The organism is Archangium sp., from assembly GCF_057119385.1.
In genome coordinates, this window is sequence record NZ_DBNGVP010000203.1 from 1 (window position 1) to 18,158 (window position 18,158).

Sequence of the window (18,158 nt, forward strand, 5' to 3'; positions counted from 1 at the left end):
TCACGATCGCCAGCCCCAACCCCGCTCCGCCGTACTCGCGCGTCGGGCTGTCGTCCACCTGGTAGAAGCTCTGGAAGATGCGCTCGCGCTGATCCAGCGGAATCCCCACCCCCGTGTCCTCCACCTCAATGCGGTAGCCCTCCACGCCCAGGTCCTTCTGCTGGCCGTGCGCCGACAACCGCACCTCCACCTGCCCACCGCCCGGCGTGAACTTCACCGCGTTGGCCAGCAGGTTCACCACCACCTGGCTCAGCTTCTCCCGGTCCGCCACCACCCGCGGCTGCGCCACCTCCGGCAGCTGCACCTTCACCGTCAGGCCCTTGCGCTGCGCCTGCGGCATCACGCTCGTCAGCGCCCCCTCCACCAGCTCCTGCACGTCCACCCACTCGAAGGCGAGCCGCACCTTGCCCGCCTCGATTTGACTCATGTCCAGGATGGAGGAGATGAGCTTGAGCAGCGTGTTGCCCTTCTCGATGATGGTGCGCACGAACTGCATCTGCTCCGGATTCAGCCCGCCCACCAGCCCCTCGGCCAGCATCTCCGAGTAGCCGATGATGGACGACAGCGGCGTGCGCAGCTCGTGGCTCACCGTCCCCAGGAAGCTCGACTTGATGCGGTCCGCCTCCTTCAACCGCTGGTTGAGCCTCATCAGCTGCGCGTTCTGCGACTCCAGGTCCCGCTGCGTCTCCAGCATCGCCTCGAGGTGCAGCTGCCCCGTCAGGTACGACTTCTGCCCGGCCGCGATCAGCGCCGCCAGCACCTGGGCCACGTGCGCCAGCATCTTCGCCACCCGGTGCTCGCTCTGCCGCCCCACGTGCGCCAGCAGCTCGCGCGCCCGCTCCAGCTCCAGCCCCTCCAGCTCGGTCAGCGACGCCGGCACGTCCGCCAGCTCCTCCGGCGCGAACGGCCCGAACACCACCCGGCCCAGCAGATCCCCCTCCCACTGCACCGGCATCACCACGTAGCGCAGGCCGGTGAAGCACGGCACGCCCAGCAGCTCGCCGCCCAGCGGGCTCGTCCCGGGGAGCACCTGCGCGCCCTGCGTGGGCGTCAGCGGCCCCTCGCTCAACCGCGCCACCAGCGCCGTGCAGCGCGCACGGCCCTGCGCGTGGGTGTTCACGAAGCCGCAGAAATCCCCGTTGCCGCCCTTGGCGTCCGCCAGCGTCCGGCCCCGCTCGTCCAGCACCCGGATTCCCACCCGGTACAGCTCCCCGAGGCTCTCCACCACGTCCCCGAAGCTGAGCGGGTCCAACATGTCCACCAACGAGGCCTTCCGCTGGAGCACCGAGCCGGCGTGCTCTGGCGCGCTGCCCGCGGCGCCTGGTTTGTCGGCGCTCATCGCGGCCTCCCGGGTGAAGACGGATACTGGGACTCGAGGCCGGTTCCCGTCAGGTCCATCTGCTGGAAGATGTGGGTGAGGAACTCCTTCTCCGTCAGGCCGATGTTGCGCGACAGCCGCGCGCGCTCGTCCAGGTTGCGCCACGCCGACTGCAACAGCACGTGCAGCGTCTCCATCACGCCCTCCCCCCTCAGCGCCACCGCCCCCACCACCGGCTCCCCCCCCTTCTTGCGCGCCTCGTCCAGCTCCGCGTCCGTCTGCGCGTCCGGCAGATCCCTCTTGTTGAACTGGATGACCACCGGCACCTGTGTCGCGTCCAGACCGATCTCCCTCATGTTGGCCCGGAGCTTGCGCCAGTAGGCGTTGTTCTCCGCGGAGGCGCTGCGGCGGCTGTCGGCGATGAAGGCCACCGCGTCCGCGTTCTGCAGCACCACCCGCCGCGTGGCGTCATGCACCACCTGTCCCGGCACGGTGAAGAGCTTGAGCTTCACCTTGAAGCCCGAGCTGCTGGTGAAGAACACCGGAAGCAGATCGAAGAAGAGCGTACGATCCTCGTGCGTCTCCACGCTGAGCAACCGGCCGCGCGCCTCCGGCCGGGCCCGCGCGTGGATGGCACGCAGGTTCGTCGTCTTCCCACTCAGCCCTGGGCCGTAGTAGACGATCTTCAGGGTGAGTTCGCGCTGGGCGTGGTTGAGTTGCACGTGCGGAGCTCAGGCTGCCGAGAGGGAGAGGGAAGGGGGGGCCAACCCGCCCCAGGCGGACGGTTTTTTATAGTGAAAGGTGTTCAGCATTGAAAGCCGCCCCCCACCCTACCCGTGCGAAAACCCCCGGATGAGGCGGGAGCGGGCGGCCTTGGAATGCCGGGAGCCCATGCGCAGTTTGGAAAAGTCCGGCTCCCCCTCATGGGGGGAAATGTGCGCCGCACCCAGAGCGTGCATGGGCACCGGTGAAGCGGTTAGGATCGTAGCGCAATGGAGGAGCAAGGCATGACGATGAAGCGGGTGGACCCGGGCGTGGAGGTGGCCGCGATGCCAGTGCCGGACATGGCCAACCTGCCCAACGACCTGGCGCCGGCGGTGAAGTTTTCCGCCCCGACCGATGAGGACATGGCGTCCGTGGCCGCCCTGCGCTCCAGCTCGGAGCCCTGGAAGAGCCGCGGAGAGACGGTGGAGGACAGCCTCAAGGCGCTGACGGCGCTCAAGCCCTTCATCCACGTGGCCAAGGTGCACAACCAGGTGGTGGGCTATGTGACGGTGGAGCGGGACGGTCCGGTGCCCGGCGCCGCCTACATGCGCAACATCGTGATCCGGCCGGAGCTGCGCCGGCGCGGCCTGGGCCAGGCGGTGCTCAACCAGGCCCTGCAGGTGGCGCGGGACATGTTCCGCAAGACGATCGCCCTGCGGGTGGATCCGGCCAACGCCCCGGCGGTGAGCTTCTACCGCAACGCGGGCTTCACCACCGTGGCCACGGTGGTGTCCAAGAAGTCCGGCAAGTTGCGCCTCCTCATGTCTCGCGAGCTGTGAGCTGAGGAGCCTCGGGAAGGGAAGCCCGGCCGCGTCCTCCAGGGCCGCTTCCCTCTCCTGAAAGCGCCCGGTCTGGACCCTCTCCGAGGGCCGAGCCGGGCGCTTCTTTTTCCGGCCGCTCCCCCGCCCGCCCCCGGGCCCGGCGGCGCGCCGGCCGTCCTCTTTCCAGAATTCGTGGCAATTCGCGGCTATGCTGGACGCGCTCTCCCGGGGCCGGCATGGCTCCGGGGCTGGAAGAAGGATGAGCCGGGCATGAAGACCCTCACGGAGTTGCTGCGCCACCTGGCCCGCCCGGGCGCGGTGGAGCTCGCCCTCATCTCCGGGCGCACCCCCATGGTGAAGATGGCGACCGGCGCCTTCGAGGCGTTGGACCCGGCCCTCCTCACCCCCGAGGGGCTGCAGGGGATGCTCCACACCCTGGTGGGAGAGGCCCGCGCCGCCACCGTCTCCGACAAGCCGAGCCAGTGGGCCATGCGCATGGAGGGCCTCGGACCCGTCGTCGTCGGCGCCCTGCGCCGGGGAGACGTCCTCAACGTGCGCGTCATGCGCACCGAGCCCGCCCAGGCCGGCGCCGCCGCGCCCACGCCCCGGCCTCCCGCGCCCGCCGCCACGCCGGCTCCCGCCGCCCAGCGCCCCGCCGGGACGGGCGCGCCTCCGGCTCCGGCCGCCGCCTCGCGTCCGGCGCCCCCCGCGGGCGGACTGTCCCCCCGGCCGGCCAAGGGCGTGCAGATCCTCCCCACCGAGAAGCCCACGGCCGAGCCGCCTCCGCCCGCCGAGCCGCCTCCGCCCGCCGCCGCCGAGCCCGTGGCCGAGGTGCCCCAGGGGCCGCGCCTCGTGGTGCGCCCGGAGTCCGCGCGCAACCTGACGATGCTGCTGGAGGACGCACGCACCGTGGGCGCGAGCGACCTGCACGTCGTCGCCGGCCGCCCTCCCCTCTTCCGCGTCGTTGGCGAGCTGCTGCCCCACGGTGAGCCGCTGCCGCCCGAGATGGTGGAGTCGATGCTGCTGCCGCACGTGCCCGCGCGCCTGCGCCCGGTGCTGGACCGCGAGGGCAGCGCCGACTTCTCGCTGGACCTGGGGCAGTCCGGCCGCTTCCGCGTCAACGTCTCGCGCCAGCGCACCGGCTACAAGGGCTGCTTCCGCCTCATCCCCCGCGAGATTCCCACCCTCGAGTCGCTCGGCCTGCCCGTCGACATCGCCAAGGCCACCCACCACCACCAGGGCCTCATCGTCGTCACCGGCCCCTCCGGCCACGGCAAGACGAGCACCCTGGCGGCCATCGTCAACCGCATCAACTGCGAGACGACCCACCACGTGCTCACCGTGGAGGATCCGGTGGAGTACCTCCACCCGCGCCGGCGGGCGCTGCTGAGCCAGCGCGAGGTGGGCACGCACACCAAGACGTTCGCCACCGCCCTCAAGGGCAGCCTGCGCGAGGACCCGGACGTCATCCTCGTGGGCGAGCTGCGCGACACGGAAACGGTGCGCATGGCGCTGTCCGCCAGCGAGACGGGCCACCTGCTCGTCTCCACGATGAACACGCCCAGCGCGGCGAAAACCATCGACCGGCTCATCGACCTCTTCCCGCCGGGGGACCAGGCGCAGGTGCGCATGACGCTCGCCAGCAGCCTGCGCCTCATCGTCAGCCAGCGGCTGCTGCCTGGCGCGGACCGCCAGAGCCTGGTGGTCGCCGCCGAGCTGCTCCCCGGCTCGGTGGCCCTGGGCAACCTCATCCGCGACAACAAGACGTACCAGATTCCCTCCCTGCAGCAGCGTGGCAAGTCGCTCGGCATCATCCGCTTCGACGACTCGCTCGCCGAGCTGGTGCGCTCCGGGAAGACGACGCTGGAGATCGCCAGGGCCTACGCCGAGAGCCCCGACGAGCTGGAGGCCATGGTGACGGGCAAGCGGCCCGGCGCTCCTCCCGAGCCCCCGTCGCCGGATGGCGGCAAGCTGCTGTCCAAGATGGGCAACCTCCTCAACCGGAAGAGCGCCTGACCATGAGCTCCTCGCCGCGCATCGCCGCCCTCTTCGACAAGCTCCTGGAGAACAAGGGGAGCGATCTGCACCTGAGCATCGGCCACCCGCCCCTGGGACGCATCCGCGGCGAGCTCACGCCCCTGCGCGAGGCCCTCCTCACCCAGCCGGAGCTGGAGGCGATGCTCTTCGAGCTCACCAGCCCCGAGCAGAAGCGGCAGATAACCGAGGACCTGGACCTCGACTTCGCCTACAGCTACGGCACCAAGGCGCGCTTCCGCGCCAACTACTTCTACAAGACGACGGGCGTGGCGGCCGTCTTCCGCACCATCCCCAGCAAGGTGCTGTCCCTGGCGGAGCTCAACGCCCCCGAGGTGGTGCGCAAGCTGGCCGAGCGCCGCAGCGGACTGGTGCTCGTCACCGGCCCCACCGGCAGCGGCAAGTCCACCACGCTGGCGGGGATGATCCACCACATCAACCACACCCGCCCGGCGCACATCCTCACCATCGAGGATCCGGTGGAGTTCGTGCACGAGTCGGCGAAGTCGCAGGTGACGCACCGCGAGGTGGGCATCCACGCCGCCAACTTCACCACCGCCATCCGCTCGGCGGGCCGCGAGGACCCCAACGTCATCCTCATCGGCGAGCTGCGCACCAACGAGACGATGAAGCTCGCGCTCCAGCTGGCGAGCTTCGGCGTGCTGGTGCTGGCCACGGTGCACACCAACAGCGCGCCGGCCACCATCGATCGCATCATCAACTCGTTCCCCGCGGAGGAGCAGCCGCAGGTGCGCGGCATGCTCGCCGAGGGCCTCGCCGGCATCGTCGCCCAGCAGCTCATCCGCACCGCGGACGGCAAGGGCCGCGTGGCCGCCCTGGAGATCCTCATCGGCACCAGCGCCATCGCGTCGATGATTCGCGAGGGGAAGGTGTTTCAAATCGCGAGCAAGATGCAGGCGAGCCAGAACCTGGGCATGCAGACGCTCGACATGCACCTGGAGAAGCTGGTGGCCGCCAACACCATCACCCCGGAGGCCGCCATGGAGAAGGCCCAGGACAAGGAGGCCTTCGCCAAGGTGCTCCAGCGCCTCAAGCCGGAGTTCGAGGTGCCCGAGTTCGACCTCGGGGAGGCCGGTGGTTCGCACTGAGGTCCCCTCTCCCTCTGGGAGAGGGTGCATGCGCAACCCTAGTGGTCTCCGGTGTGCACTGGCAGGTACACCTGGAAGGTGGTGCCTCGCCCCGGCTCGCTCTCCACCGACAGTTCCCCTCCGTGCGCCGTGATGATGCGCCGGCACACCGAGAGCCCCAGCCCACTCCCCACCCCCACCGGCTTCGTCGTGAAGAACGGGTCGAACACCCGCTCCAGCAGCTCCGGCGGAATCCCGCAGCCCGTATCACTCACCTCGACGCGCACGCGCTCGCCCTCCACCTCCCGCGCGGACACCTGGATGCGGTTGTGCTCCGGCTGCCCCGGTGAGATGGCGTGCGCCGCGTTCAACAGCAGGTTCAGGAACACCTGGCACAGCCGCGCCTCGTTGCCCCGCACCCGCGGCACCTCGTCCAGCGACTCGACCACGTGCGCCCGGTTGCGGATCTCGTGCGCCGCCAGCTTCACCGCGCTGCGCACCACCTTCCCCACCTCCACCGGGCCGCGCTCCATCTCGTCCGGGCTGGAGAGCAGCTTCAGGTCCTGCACGATCTGCCGCACCCGCTCGGCGCCCTCGTTCGCGTCCGCGAGTGCCTGCGTCACCTCCGGCGGCCTCGCCTGCCCCATCACCCGCTTCACGTGCGCCAGGTTGTTGAGCAGGAAGGACAGCGGGTTGTTGATCTCATGCACCACGCCCGCCGCCAACTGGCCGATGGTCGCCAGCCGGTCCGCGAAGAGCAGCTGGCTCTGCGCCTCCTGCAGCTGCTCCAGGCTCTCGGAGAGCCGGTCGTTGGACACCGCCACCCGCTGGCGCTGCAGGGCATTCACCAGCACGCCGCCGGAGACGGCCATCAGGCGCAGCGACTCCTCCGGCCAGGCGCCCGGTCTCCCCACCGCATCGCACCCCAGCCACCCGAGCAGCCGGCCCCCGAGGAACAGCGGCATGTGCACGTAGGAGCGGGTGCCCAGCGTCTCGCAGAGCCGCTTCTCGGCCGCGGCCTCAGGAGGCAGCAGCGCCGTGTCCCTCACGAGCACGGTCCGTCCCGTCAGCAGCTGGCGCATGGACCAGGACAGGGCGTCCACCGGCACACTGCGCGCGCCGTCCACGTCATGAGGCGCCACGCCCTCCGCGCACCACGCGTAGACCTCGGCCACCTGGCGCCGGTCCTCGGCCAGCAGGAAGACGTAGGCACGCTGGGCTCCGAACCATTCGCCGAGCACCGCCAGCGTGGCGCGCAGCCCCGGCTCCATCTCCTCCAGCGGCAGGTTCAACAGGCGATGCGACAGCTCCGCCACCAGGGCCCAGTTCCCCAGCAGCGACTGGAGCTGGTTGCGCAGCCCCTGGAGGGACTCGGCCTCGCGCCGCAGCGCCGAGACCATCGCCACCGGCTCTCCCTCTCCGAGCGCCTCGGAGAGCTGGAGCAGCGTGCGCTCCGATTGTTTGAGACGCGTCAGCAGCGGGTCCGCTCCCGCCCTCTCCCCAGCGACATCCCACTCCATCTCGGGTGCAAGCATGGACGCCTCCGATCCCCCGGTCGAGGCACTGCGACCTTCACGACCTTCACGTCGCGGAGAATAACGGGCGCGTCGCGGATACGTCATGGACGCGAAGACTCCCCTGCCCGCAATGCGCAACAGCCAACGCAACGGCGTTTCCACGGGGAGCCGCCGATTGAAAACTTCCGTCAGAAGTCGACGTCGTCCTCGCGCTCGAGGGCGAGCGTGCCTTCGAACCAGGCGCTCAGCTCATCGAGCTTGTTGAGGCGCCGGGCCGGCGGGAGGCTCGTGAGGAAGGCGCGCCCGTAACTCTTGGTGACGATGCGCCGGTCCAGCATCGCGACGATGCCCCGGTCCGCCCGCGTGCGGATGAGCCGGCCGAAGCCCTGCCGCAACGCCAGCGCCGCCTGCGGAAGCTGGTAGCCCCCAAAGGCCTCCTCGCCCCGGGCCTCGAGCTGGCGGATGCGCGCCGCCACCACCGGGTCTCCCGGCGAGGCGAATGGCAGCCGGTCGATGATGACCAGGCTCAGCGCGTCCCCCGGCACGTCCACGCCCTCCCAGAAGCTGTGCGCCGCGAAGAGCACGCTGGGCACCTCGCGGAAGGCCTCCAGCAACTGCTGCTTGGGCCGCTCGCCCTGCAACAACACCTGGTAGGGCAGCCGGCTGCGCGCCAGCGCGTGCGCCCGCTCCATGTTGCGCAAGGAGGTGAAGAGCACGAAGGCCCGGCCTCCCGTCACCTCGCACAGCCGGATGATCTCCTCCGCCGCCGCCTCGATGAAGCCGGGGGCCGCCGGGTCCGGCAGGTGCGTGGGCAGGTACAGCGCCGACTGCTGCTCGAAGTCGAACGGGCTGGGCACCGACACCGTGCGCACGCTCGCCACCGGCACGCCCTCCTCGTCGTACAGCCCCATGCGCCGCGCGAAGAAGTCGAAGCGCCCCTCCGCCGCCAGCGTCGCCGAGGTGAACACCACCGTGTCCACCCCTCCGTAGAGCCGCTCCTGCAGCTCCCTGGCAATCTCGATGGGGCTCGCGCGCAGGAAGACGCCCCGCCCGCGCGCCTCCGCCCAGTACACGTGGTCGTTCGACTCCACCTTCTCCAGGAAGGACAGGTCCGCCACCAGCTCCGCGCACCGCCGCGTCAGCAGCGTCAGCTCCGGCTCGCGCTCGGTCGTGGTGAAGGCCCCCAACGCCGAGAGCGCCTCCTTCACCTGCTCGATGGAGCCCGACAGCAGCGCCAGCCGCTCGGGATTGAGCGCCACCGCGCCCTCGTGCTCCTTGAGGCCCAGCACCCGTGGCGCCTGCGAGAAGAGCGCCTCCGAATGCGTGCGCAGGCGCACCACCAGCGAGGACAGCATCCCGAAGCGCGAGTCCGTGGGCGCCAGGACGGCCAGCGCGTCCCGCACCAGGTCCTCCAGCCGGAAGCTCGACACCGAGTGCCCGAAGTGGCTCCCCGCCGCGTCCTCCAGCGCGTGCGCCTCGTCGAAGATGACGGCGTCGTACTGCGGCAACACGCCCTCGCCCCGCTGGCCCCGGCCCCTCAGCGCCAGGTCCGCGAAGAAGAGGTGGTGGTTCACCACCAGCAGGTCCGCCGCCTCCGCCGCCCTCCGCACCCGCGTCACGTGGCAGCTCTCGTACACCGGGCACTTCGAGCCCAGGCACGTGTCCGACGTCGTCGACAGCCGGCTCCACGCACTGAAGGACTCGGGCAGCTCCAGCTCGCTCCGGTCCCCCGTCTCCGTCCGGCTCGCCCACGCCTGCAGGTGCTTCCAGTACCGCCCCTCTTCCCGCGAGGCGAACTGCGGATCCTTGCTGAAGGCGTCGTAGCGGTGCAGGCACAGGTAGTTGCTGCGCCCCTTGAGGTACGCCGCCTCGAAGCTGAGCCCCATGCGCTCGCGCAGGAGGGGCAGGTCCTTGAAGAAGATCTGCTCCTGCAGCGTCTTCGTCGCCGTGGACACCACCACCCGCCGGCCCGAGAGCAACGCCGGCACCAGGTAGGCGAGCGTCTTGCCCGTGCCCGTGCCCGCCTCGGCCAGCAGGTAGCCCCGCTCGCCGAAGGCCTTCTCCACCGAGCGCGCCATCTGCAGCTGCTCCGGGCGGTACTCGTATGCGTCCAGCGCGGCCTGGAGCGCGCCACCAGGGCCGAGCAGCGTGTCGACGGAGAGCCGGTGCGAGGAGGCGGGCAGGGACATGGACGGGGGAGCGGCGGGAGGAAGGGGCACAAGAGGATAACAGTGCGCCGCTCGCTCGTCGGGTTTTGTACAGGAGCGGCTCGGCTGCCTGGCCGGTGGGGCTGGCGCCAGGGCTTTCCGCTCCCCCGCTCCCCCGCTCCCCTCCCGGGAGGGTGGGGGTTTCGTCCAGAAGTGGCCCTCCGCGCGCCCCTGGTTCCCCGCTTCTGCCGGGCAGACGACGGACACGGGGTCCGCCGTCAGCTCCATACGAGCGAGCACATCGACATCCACCTGGAGCCCGAGGGGTGGCTCCATGCCGACTGGAAGGGCTACCAGTCCGTGGACATGGTGAAGGCCGGGTGCGAGGAGATCCTCCGTCACCTCGAGGCGCAGCGGCTGTCGAAGGTGCTGAACGACAACAGCCACGTGACGGGCATCTGGGTGGAAGCCGCCTACTGGGTGGCGAGCAACTGGTTTCCCCGCATGAGGAAGGCAGGGCTGCGCCAATTCGCCTGGGTGCAGTCCCCTTCACGGCTCAGCCAGCTCTCCGCGAACACCACCCTGGAGCACACGGCGCCGGGCACGGCCGTGTTCTTCGACGACGTCTCCTCCGCCGCCAGGTGGCTCCGCGAGGCCTGCCAGCCCTGAGTTGCGCATGCGCCCTCTCCCTCTGGGAGAGGGCGGGGGGTGAGGGTCGTCACCCACGTGTTCCTCGAACGGCGAAGACCCTCACCCTAGCCCTCTCCCAGAGGGAGAGGGGACATCCACGGGCCCAATCAGTGGGCCGCAGCCGTGTCCGCGCCGCCCGCGAGCTTCACGATGTTGAACTCGACGCGGCGGTTGTTCTCCCGTCCCGCCTCCGTCTCGTTCGTGTCCATCGGCCGCGTCTCGCCGTAACCCTCCGCCTCCAGCCGCTCCGGGGCAATCCCCTCGGCGATGAGGAAGGCGCGCACGTTGTTGGCCCTCCGCCTCGACAGGTCCATGTTGAAGGCGTCGTCACCCCGGTCGTCCGTGTGCCCCTCCACGCGCACCCGCTCCACCCGCGGGTTCGTCTTCAGCACCGACGCCACCTGCTTCAGCAGCTCGAAGGACCTGTCCAGGATGACGTCCTTGTTGGTGGCGAAGTGCACCTTCTCCAGGATGACGATGCGGTTGGCCTCCAGGCGCACCCGGGACACGTCGGGCGGAGGCCGCACCGGATCGGTCTCGACGATGACGGGAGCCGCGGGAGCCGCGGGAGGCACCGGCGCCTCGGCCATGGGCTCGGACAGAGGCACCGGCACCGGAGTGGAGGCCACGGGCTCGGTCCGGGCCGAACGGGTCCGCTCGCCAGGCTGCGTCCAGTCGATTCCCGCGAAGACGCGGAAGCCCGGCGTCCCGTAGCCGCGCGTCAGGCCCGGGCCACCGCCCACGTGCGCCAGCAGCCCGTCACGCACGCGGTACTGCACCGAGGCCAGCAGCTCCAGCGGCAGCTCCTCGGCGTTCCGCTCGGCCAGTCCGAGCGCCCCCGACACCTGCGCCTGCACCGCGAGCCGCTCCCCCACCGGCAGCCGCGCCCCGAGCGCGTACGACAGCTCGTTGCCGGCGCGCAGGTTGCTCAGCCGCTGCTCTCCGCGCAGGTGGGCGCCCACGTTGGCCACCACGCGCACGCCACTCGCCGAGAGCCACTCCCCCACCACCTGGGGCTGCACGGCCAGGCCCGCTCCGCCGCGGAAGCCCTGGCCTCCCGCGGTGGGCACCACCACGGGCACGGCCACGCCCAGGTGCAGCCCGCCCTTGGAGAAGAGGTGCGCCTTGGGCACCAGCCGCAGGTCTCCCAGTCCCGCCCCATTCACCCCCTCCGCGAAGGCCGGCATCACGGCGGCTCCCTGCTCGGAGGCCTGGTACGTGACGGGCAGGGCCATGCCCAGCTCGAACCGGTCGAAGAAGGAGATGGAGCCCATCAGGTCCAGCGTCACCTGGGTGGCCACCACGCCGTAGACGAAGTCGTCCTGGCGCTTGTCGAGGAAGTTCAGCGGGTTGTTGGCGTAGTTGAGCGAGGCGCCCAGGTGCCAGCCCAGGTGCTTGTCCACCCGCGCGCCGTACACGCCGAGCAGATCCGTGGCACCAGGGCCGGGCTTGTAGCGCTGCACGTCGATGGACTGGGACAGCGTGGCCGGGTCGAGCAGCTGGGCCCGCGCGGCCTCCGGAGCGGACAGCGTGCCGAGCGCCACCAGTCCCATGGCCGCGGTGCCCGTGCGGCGGCGCGAGCGAATCAGCGGAACGGCGAGCAGCAGCGCCGCCAGCCACACCAGGGGCGAACCGCTCGAGGCACTGCAGCCACGGCCCGCGACACCGTATTCCACTGGCTCCGGGTCATGCCCAGCGTCCGTGCCGCCATCGGACCCACCGTCCGTGCCGCCATCGCCATCAGTCGCCGGAATGGAGATGGGCGTGGGACCCGGAGGCACGCCCGGACCCGGGCGCGAGCGGGTGTCCATCGCGTCCGTGCCCAGCTTGCCCGCGGCGTTGATGAGGGCGACGTTCTCGATGGTGCCCCCGGCCCCGGAGGCGACGAGCGCCTCGAACTGGATGGTGGCCGAGTCACCGATGGCCATCTCGCCCCCCTTGGAAGACGAAGCGCCAAGGCCCAGGTAGACGGTGAGGGTGGTGCTCCCATCCCACGAGCCGACGTCATCGCCGGAGCGGTCCGTCACCGGCCGGCTGTTCACCCGGAGGGACTCCGCGACATACGTGAGCTGAGCGGGCAGCGTGTCCACGAACTTCGTGTCGATGGCGGCATCGTCCCCCGTGTTCTTCGTGGTGATGGTGTAGCGCAGGTAATCGCCGGGCCGCGCCGTGCCATCGGCCCGCGTGAGGTTCTCCACCGTCTTGTACGTCTCCCGGAAGTCCGGGCGCTTCGTGGCGATGGAGGCAACGAAGCCCCCCAGCCAGAAGATGTCACCCGAGGTCCCCACCTTCACCTCGGCCGTCTGGGAGCCGGCCGCCATCGTCACGTCCACCACATCCAGGTCCAGTCCCGACAGGCTCCCCTGCGTGCCCGTCAGTTGGGGCAGGTCTCCCGGAACGCTCACCGCCACCGCCTCGGGCATCCCCACCGAGCCCGCCGCGAGCGGCTGGTGGCTGCGCGTGCCGTTGAAGAAGTTGTCCCCCGGGTTCAGCGAGTTCCCCATCCGGAACTCGTTGAAGTCGAGCCAGTCCCCCTTGTCGTACTCGTCTCCGTCGAAGGCGACCACGCCCAGCTTCGCCTCGTTGGCGTACTCCGGCACGTAGAAGCCCCGGAGGTTCACCGTGATGTCGGAGCCCGCCACCGGATCCAGGCCGTCGTACAGCTTCAGGTCCCGCATCGGCTCGCTGTCCAGCTCGTAGAACACCACCATCCACCAGGCGGTGAACATGAACTCGGAGGAGAAGTAGCGGCCCCGCAGGTCGATCGTGTCCACCCCTCCCAGCTGATAGAGGCCCGGCCCGTACTCCTGGACGAAGTCCGTCACATCCAGCGAGGCCTGGTACTGGAAGTCCTGCGTGACCTTGCGATCCGACGCGAAGGTCACGTCGGCGGTGAGGCTGCGGGTCTCCTGAGCACCCATCGGCACATCACGCAGGAAGGTGAGCTCCGCGGTGGTGTCCGGCAGCTCCGGGCTCCGGTCCGAGGGCCTCTGGGAGTTGGAGCGCGTGGCCGCCCAGTAGATACGGGCGTACGTCACCCGCGCCCCCTTGGGCAGCTCGAGACTGGCCCGGCTGCGGGCATTTCCTGGGAGCACGTCCGGGTCGGCCACGGCCCGCTCGGCCCCGGCAACGCTCTGGATGGTCCAGAAGTAGTCCGGTGAGGTGTCATCACCGCTTCCGTGTTTGCCGCACTTGTCCCCGACAGTGCCCACCACCGGGGCGGGCGTCTCCTCGTTGCAGCCCTGCCCGAGCGTGTTGCCGATGAGGACGAAGTTGCCGTGCTGGTCGCTCCAGTGACGGGGCTTCTTGGTGCTCTGGGCCTCGGCGCGGCCGGCCATCAGCAGCGCGGCGAGGGTGAACAGCAGCCACAGCACCCACAGCAGCAGCGAGGGCCGATGCCACGAGGTGGAGTCCGGGGAATGTGAGGAATGGGTCCGCATGGGTCGCTCCAGGGTGGAACGGAGGTACTCGCGGGGGCCGGTGTTTCCGGCTCCCCGCATGCACACCAAGGTGCCAGCGGCACCGCTCCCGGGCTGTGCGCGGAATCACGGCCCGGATGTGAGGTCCGTCACCCCACGGGGAGAACCCGGGGCTCGCGATACCCTCACCCCGTCCCTCTCCCGGAGGGCGAGGGGATGTGGGGGAGCCCCAGGACTCCTGATGACGGCTACTGCGCGGGCGGGTACTTCTGCAGTTTGCGCTGCAACGAGCGCCGGTGCAGGCCCAGCCGCCTCGCCGCCTCGGAGATGTTGCCTCCACAGTCCGTCAGCACCCGCTGGATGTGCTCCCACTCCGCTCGTGCCAGCGTCGGCGGCTGGAAGTCCTCCGTCACCTGCGCCCCCTCGCCCGGACCCCTCGAGAAGGCCAGCAGCAGGTCATCCACGTCCGCCGGCTTCGGCAGGTAGTTGAACGCCCCCAGCTTCACCGCCTCCACCGCCGTGGCGATGCTCCCGTAGCCCGTGAGCACGATGATGCGCGTGGACGCATCCAACGCGTGCAGCGCCCGCACCAGCTCCAGCACTCCGCGCCCCGGCATCCGCAGGTCCACCAGCGCCAGCTCCGGTGACTCCTTCGTGGCCAGCCCGAGCGCCTCGTCATACGAGCCCGCCGTGCTCACCTCGAAGCCGCGCTCGCGGAAGGCCCGCGCCAGCCGCTCGCGGAACACCGCCTCGTCGTCCACCAGCAGCAGCGTCGGCGCATGGCCGGGCGTCGGGCTCGTCGGGCTCGTCATGTCCCTGGCTTCACCCGGGACGCCCCCGCAGGCAACGCGGCGGATTGTCGCAGCCCCCCCGCCGGCCACGTCAGCACCACCGTCGTCCCCTGCCCGGGCGTGGAGCGCAGCACCAGCCCTCCCCCCAGCTGCTCCAGCACCGCGCGCGTGAGGAACAGTCCCAGCCCCATCCCCTCCCCCGGCGCCTTGGTGGTGAAGAAGGGCTCGCCCGCCCGCGCCAGCACCTCCGCCGGCATCCCCTCGCCCGAGTCCTCCACCGTCAGCCGCCACCCCGCCGCCTCGCGCACCAGCCCCAGCCGCACCGGCTTCCCCGGCCCCGACGCCTGCAGCGCGTTCTTCACCACGCCCCGGATGGCCCGCGCGAAGGCGTGCGCCGGGACGAGCTCCCGCTCCTCCCACGTCCGGGCGTCCAGCTCCGTGCGCACCCGCTCCCGCTCCGGCAGCCCCTCCAGCGCCTCCTCCACCAGGGCCGCGGGCGCCCGCTCCACCATGGACTCGCCCTGGCTCGCCCCCGCGTCCAATGTCATCTGCGTCAGGATGTCCCGGCAGCGCGCCACCTGCTGGCGGATGAGCTGCACGTCCTCGAGCGCCGTCGCCTCCGCGCCCGTCCGCGTCCACTGCCGCTCCAGCTCCCGCGCCGCCACCGCGATGGTGGACAGCGGCGTGGACAGCTCGTGCGCCGCCCCCGCCGCCAGCGTGCCCAGCGCCGTCAGCTTCTCGTGGCGCGCCGCCGCCGCCCGCGCCGCCACCAACTCCGCCTCCCGCGCCGCCAGCGCCCGCGTCACCCGCTGCACGAAGTAGACGATGAAGCCCGCCGCCAGCGCGAAGGCCGCCCACATCCCCTCCAGGTGCATCCGCACGTCATGGATGTGGTGCTGCGGGTGCGCCGACGACAGCTCGCCCCCCGCGCTGGGGAACCACAGGTGGTCCACGAAGAGCGCGCCGAAGCTCGCGATGGCCAGCACCGTCAGCGCCCACGTCCACCCCGCGCGCAGCACCACCGCCGCCAGCGCGATGTGCACCAGGTACAGCGCGCTGAAGGGATTGAAGGGGCCTCCGCTCAAGTCCAACAGCACCGTGAGCAGCGCCACGTCCAGCGCCATCACCGCCCACAGCAGCCGCTCGCGGATGGGGCGCTCGCGCCGGGCCCACAGCCCCAGCGCCGCGTTGCTCACCGCCGCCACGGCCATGGTGGCGAACAGCGGCACCAGCCGCTGCGCCATCCCCAGCCCGAAGTGCACGCCCAGGATGATGGCCGCCTGCCCCACGACGGCCCCCCAGCGCAGCCTCAGCAGCCAGGAGAGATTGATGGCCTGCGCGTCCCGCACCGCCCTACGGCGTCCCCGTCGTCAGCATCCGCTTCACCTGGGCGCCGATCGCCACCGCCGCGATCATCAGCAGCAGGAAGAGCAGGCCCAGGCCCGCCATCTTCATCTTCGTGCCCTTGTCCGGCGGAGGCGTGGCCATGAAGGTGGAGCTGGCCGCCGCCAGCCGCAGCACCTCCTCGCGCCCCCGCTGCGCCATGGTGTCCTCGGGGTGGCGGGCCAGCCGGATGCGGTACAGGCGGCCCAGCGCGGCCAGCTCCCCGCGCTCCGAGGCCAACGCCAGCACCTTGTCGTGCGCGCCCTTGCTCTCCCACAGCTCCACCACGCCCAACCACGTGGAGGCCACCGCCCCGGAGGGCCGCGACTCCTCGGGCCGGAAGCGCGCGTAGTCCAGCCCGCAGTAGGGGCACACCACCGCGCCGTCCTTCTTCACGCCGATGCACTTGGGGCAGTAGCCCGCCGGCGGCATGAAGGGATCCTCCGACGACGAGGAGAAGGAAGAGGACGGAGCGGCGGGCGCCGAGGCGTCCTGCACCAGGCGCAGCTGGACGCCCGAGGCCTTCGCCGGCACGGGCTCCGGGACCGGCGGCACCACCGTGGTCTCGCCCCCGCCGCGCTGCTGCACCTCCGAGAGCCGCAGCACCATCAGGTTCGCCGCCGCCGTCTCCGACATGGCCAGCCGGGGCCTGGACGGCGCGGGCTCGGGGGCCGGGGCCTTGGCCGCCACGGGCTCGGGGGCCTGGAACTTCGTCACCACCGGCTCGGGCACCTGCGGCTTCACCCCCACGGGCGCCGGGGCGGGCGTCTTCGCCGGCTCGGCCGCCACGGGCACGGGCGTCTTCTCCGGCCCGGACTCCTTCGACTTGCGGCGGCTCTCCCGCGCCTCGTTCTCGATGGCCGCCAGCAGCTCCGCCGGCACCGAGACGCGCCGCGTGGGCTCGTTCTCGATGGGGTCCGGCTCGGCCTCGCTCTCGCCGAGCGCGATGACGGGCTCGGACGACTCCTCCGCCTTCGAGGCCTTCGACTTCGCCGGCTTGGAGGCCGCCGCTGCGCCTGGCTCCTCCACCTGCTCGGGCACGCTGCGCATCTCCACCTTGCAGCGCGAGCATTTGACCACGAGCAGACCGTCCTCCATCCGGAACGACGCCGGTGGAACGAGCCGCTCGCAAGCCTCGCAGAAGTACTTCACCAGATCTCCATTCGGATGGGCACGGGCATGGCACACCCCACCAGCGCGAGGAAGCATACCGCGCAGACCAGCTTCCGCCCGAGTCCCAAAGGCTCGGCTGGTCGGGTGACCTCCGGGTGACCGAATCCCACCACCTTCGTGGCCACCAGGAGCCAGGGGCCCCAGGTCACCGTGTAGAACAGGGTGAGGAAAAGCAGCACCAGGGCCATGGCCTTGCCCACCCACCGGGCGTGTCCGCCCCAGAGGGCGTAGGCGAGGTGTCCACCATCGAACTGTCCCACCGGGACGAGGTTGAGCAGCGTCACCAGCAGGCCGAACCAGGCGGCAATCACCACCGGGTGCTCCTGCAGGCCCTTGCCGGGGGGCAGCGGCCCCAGGACGAGCCACTTCAGCCCGCGCATCAGCAGCCCGTCCCCGAAGATGAGCAGGGCGTGCTGGGGGAGGGCGTCGCGGGCCGGGGAGGCCGGGGCCAGGGAGAGCTTCACCTGGAGCCACTGGAGGAAGTCCCCGCCCAGACACCAGAGGGAGGTGCGGCCCGGGAAGGAGGAGGACACCGGGGGCACGTCCACCACGGGCGAGTGGGCCAGGCCCCAGAGGAGGAAGGGCAGGGCCACGAGCAGGCCGGCCAGGGGCCCGGCGGCGCCGATGTCCACCAGGGCGTTGCGGGTGGGGATGCGGCCGCGGATGCGGATGACGGCGCCCAGGGTGCCCACCCCCAGGTAGGGCAAGGGGATGAAGTAGGGCAGCGACGCGTCCACCCCGTGCACGCGCGCCAGCAGGTAGTGCCCCATCTCGTGCGCCCCGAGGATGGTCAGCAGCGCGACACTGAAGGTCAGCGCCTCGGAGAGGCGGGCGCTCCACGGCAGCGACGCCCCGAGGAAGAGGTTGTCGAAGGTGAGCGAGGTGGTGCCGACGGTCAGCACGAAGAGCAGCAGGTGCAACCAGGGGCGGTTGACGACTCGGGCGGGCGCGCTCTCCATGGAAGGGAGGGGGTAGCCACGGCGGGCCGGTATTTCAATGCGGCCCGGCCCCCAGTGGGCGGAGAAGGGGGGTTGGAAGATCCATTGCTTGACTTGAAAGGTGCCTTTGCTAC

The 18,158-nt window shown here is 71.0% G+C and carries 13 protein-coding genes; 4 read left to right on the forward strand and 9 right to left on the reverse strand.

The window, feature by feature from the left end; all coding sequences use genetic code 11:
- Together AC16DP_RS46225 and AC16DP_RS46230 are read right to left on the reverse strand one after the other, a co-directional pair.
- Positions 1–1,339: ATP-binding protein (locus AC16DP_RS46225; RefSeq protein WP_483957088.1), on the reverse strand; the 1,339-nt coding region annotated here is incomplete at its 3' end.
- Positions 1,336–2,040, reverse strand: coding sequence for a GTP-binding protein (locus tag AC16DP_RS46230; RefSeq protein WP_329729012.1), 705 nt, complete (start codon positions 2,038–2,040; stop codon positions 1,336–1,338). The genes AC16DP_RS46230 and AC16DP_RS46225, both read right to left, overlap by 4 nt.
- A gap of 285 nt (positions 2,041–2,325) precedes the next feature.
- Between AC16DP_RS46230 and AC16DP_RS46235 the strand changes: the two genes are divergently transcribed.
- From AC16DP_RS46235 to AC16DP_RS46245, 3 genes are all read left to right on the forward strand, one after another.
- Positions 2,326–2,862: a GNAT family N-acetyltransferase gene (locus AC16DP_RS46235; protein WP_329729013.1), complete on the forward strand. Its 537-nt coding sequence runs from the start codon at positions 2,326–2,328 to the stop codon at positions 2,860–2,862.
- 252 nt (positions 2,863–3,114) lie between these two features.
- The gene (locus AC16DP_RS46240; RefSeq protein ID WP_329729014.1) at positions 3,115–4,860 is read left to right on the forward strand and encodes a type IV pilus twitching motility protein PilT; all 1,746 of its coding nucleotides are present in this window, start codon (positions 3,115–3,117) and stop codon (positions 4,858–4,860) included.
- A 2-nt stretch (positions 4,861–4,862) separates the two neighbouring features.
- On the forward strand, positions 4,863–5,987 hold the full coding sequence (locus AC16DP_RS46245; protein WP_329729015.1) for a type IV pilus twitching motility protein PilT: 1,125 nt from the start codon (positions 4,863–4,865) through the stop codon (positions 5,985–5,987).
- Between the two features lie 38 nt (positions 5,988–6,025).
- Here AC16DP_RS46245 and AC16DP_RS46250 read toward each other — a convergent pair whose 3' ends face one another.
- A complete protein-coding gene (locus AC16DP_RS46250; RefSeq protein ID WP_329729016.1) occupies positions 6,026–7,501 on the reverse strand; it encodes a sensor histidine kinase in 1,476 nt (491 codons plus the stop codon).
- A gap of 170 nt (positions 7,502–7,671) precedes the next feature.
- Positions 7,672–9,672 (reverse strand): DNA repair helicase YoaA, encoded by a 2,001-nt coding sequence (yoaA, locus tag AC16DP_RS46255; RefSeq protein ID WP_329729017.1) that lies wholly within the window; start codon positions 9,670–9,672, stop codon positions 7,672–7,674.
- Positions 9,673–9,843: 171 nt separating this feature from the next.
- Here yoaA and AC16DP_RS46260 point away from each other — a divergent pair, with 171 nt between their 5' ends.
- Complete coding sequence (locus AC16DP_RS46260; RefSeq protein WP_329729018.1) at positions 9,844–10,299, forward strand: hypothetical protein; 456 nt, start codon at positions 9,844–9,846, stop codon at positions 10,297–10,299.
- Positions 10,300–10,427: 128 nt separating this feature from the next.
- Here the strand turns inward: AC16DP_RS46260 and AC16DP_RS46265 are convergent, their stop codons facing one another.
- The 5 genes from AC16DP_RS46265 to AC16DP_RS46285 all read right to left on the reverse strand — a co-directional run bounded on the left by AC16DP_RS46265 (position 10,428) and on the right by AC16DP_RS46285 (position 18,045).
- On the reverse strand, positions 10,428–13,760 hold the full coding sequence (locus tag AC16DP_RS46265; RefSeq protein ID WP_329729019.1) for an OmpA family protein: 3,333 nt from the start codon (positions 13,758–13,760) through the stop codon (positions 10,428–10,430).
- Positions 13,761–13,987: 227 nt separating this feature from the next.
- Complete coding sequence (locus AC16DP_RS46270) at positions 13,988–14,551, reverse strand: response regulator transcription factor (protein ID WP_329729020.1); 564 nt, start codon at positions 14,549–14,551, stop codon at positions 13,988–13,990.
- Positions 14,548–15,879, reverse strand: a complete 1,332-nt coding sequence (locus AC16DP_RS46275) for an ATP-binding protein (RefSeq protein ID WP_329729021.1) — start codon at positions 15,877–15,879, stop codon at positions 14,548–14,550. Before AC16DP_RS46275 ends, AC16DP_RS46270 begins: the two co-directional genes overlap by 4 nt.
- Before the next feature lie 4 nt (positions 15,880–15,883).
- Entirely contained in the window at positions 15,884–17,065 is a 1,182-nt protein-coding gene (locus AC16DP_RS46280) for a zinc ribbon domain-containing protein (RefSeq protein WP_329729022.1), read from the reverse strand.
- Positions 17,062–18,045, reverse strand: coding sequence for a site-2 protease family protein (locus tag AC16DP_RS46285; RefSeq protein WP_329729023.1), 984 nt, complete (start codon positions 18,043–18,045; stop codon positions 17,062–17,064). The genes AC16DP_RS46280 and AC16DP_RS46285 overlap by 4 nt, the downstream gene beginning before the upstream one ends.
- Positions 18,046–18,158 lie beyond the last annotated feature (113 nt).

Excerpts from the sequence above, each read along its gene's own strand:
- AC16DP_RS46240 (WP_329729014.1), top strand. The coding sequence starts at position 3,115 with ATGAAGACCCTCACGGAGTTGCTGCGCCACCTGGCCCGCCCGGGCGCG.
- AC16DP_RS46265 (WP_329729019.1), bottom strand. The coding sequence starts at position 13,760 with ATGCGGACCCATTCCTCACATTCCCCGGACTCCACCTCGTGGCATCGG.
- AC16DP_RS46270 (WP_329729020.1), bottom strand. The coding sequence starts at position 14,551 with ATGACGAGCCCGACGAGCCCGACGCCCGGCCATGCGCCGACGCTGCTG.
- AC16DP_RS46285 (WP_329729023.1), bottom strand. The coding sequence starts at position 18,045 with ATGGAGAGCGCGCCCGCCCGAGTCGTCAACCGCCCCTGGTTGCACCTG.
- AC16DP_RS46250 (WP_329729016.1), bottom strand. The coding sequence starts at position 7,501 with ATGCTTGCACCCGAGATGGAGTGGGATGTCGCTGGGGAGAGGGCGGGA.
- AC16DP_RS46235 (WP_329729013.1), top strand. The coding sequence starts at position 2,326 with ATGACGATGAAGCGGGTGGACCCGGGCGTGGAGGTGGCCGCGATGCCA.
- AC16DP_RS46245 (WP_329729015.1), top strand. The coding sequence starts at position 4,863 with ATGAGCTCCTCGCCGCGCATCGCCGCCCTCTTCGACAAGCTCCTGGAG.
- yoaA (WP_329729017.1), bottom strand. The coding sequence starts at position 9,672 with ATGTCCCTGCCCGCCTCCTCGCACCGGCTCTCCGTCGACACGCTGCTC.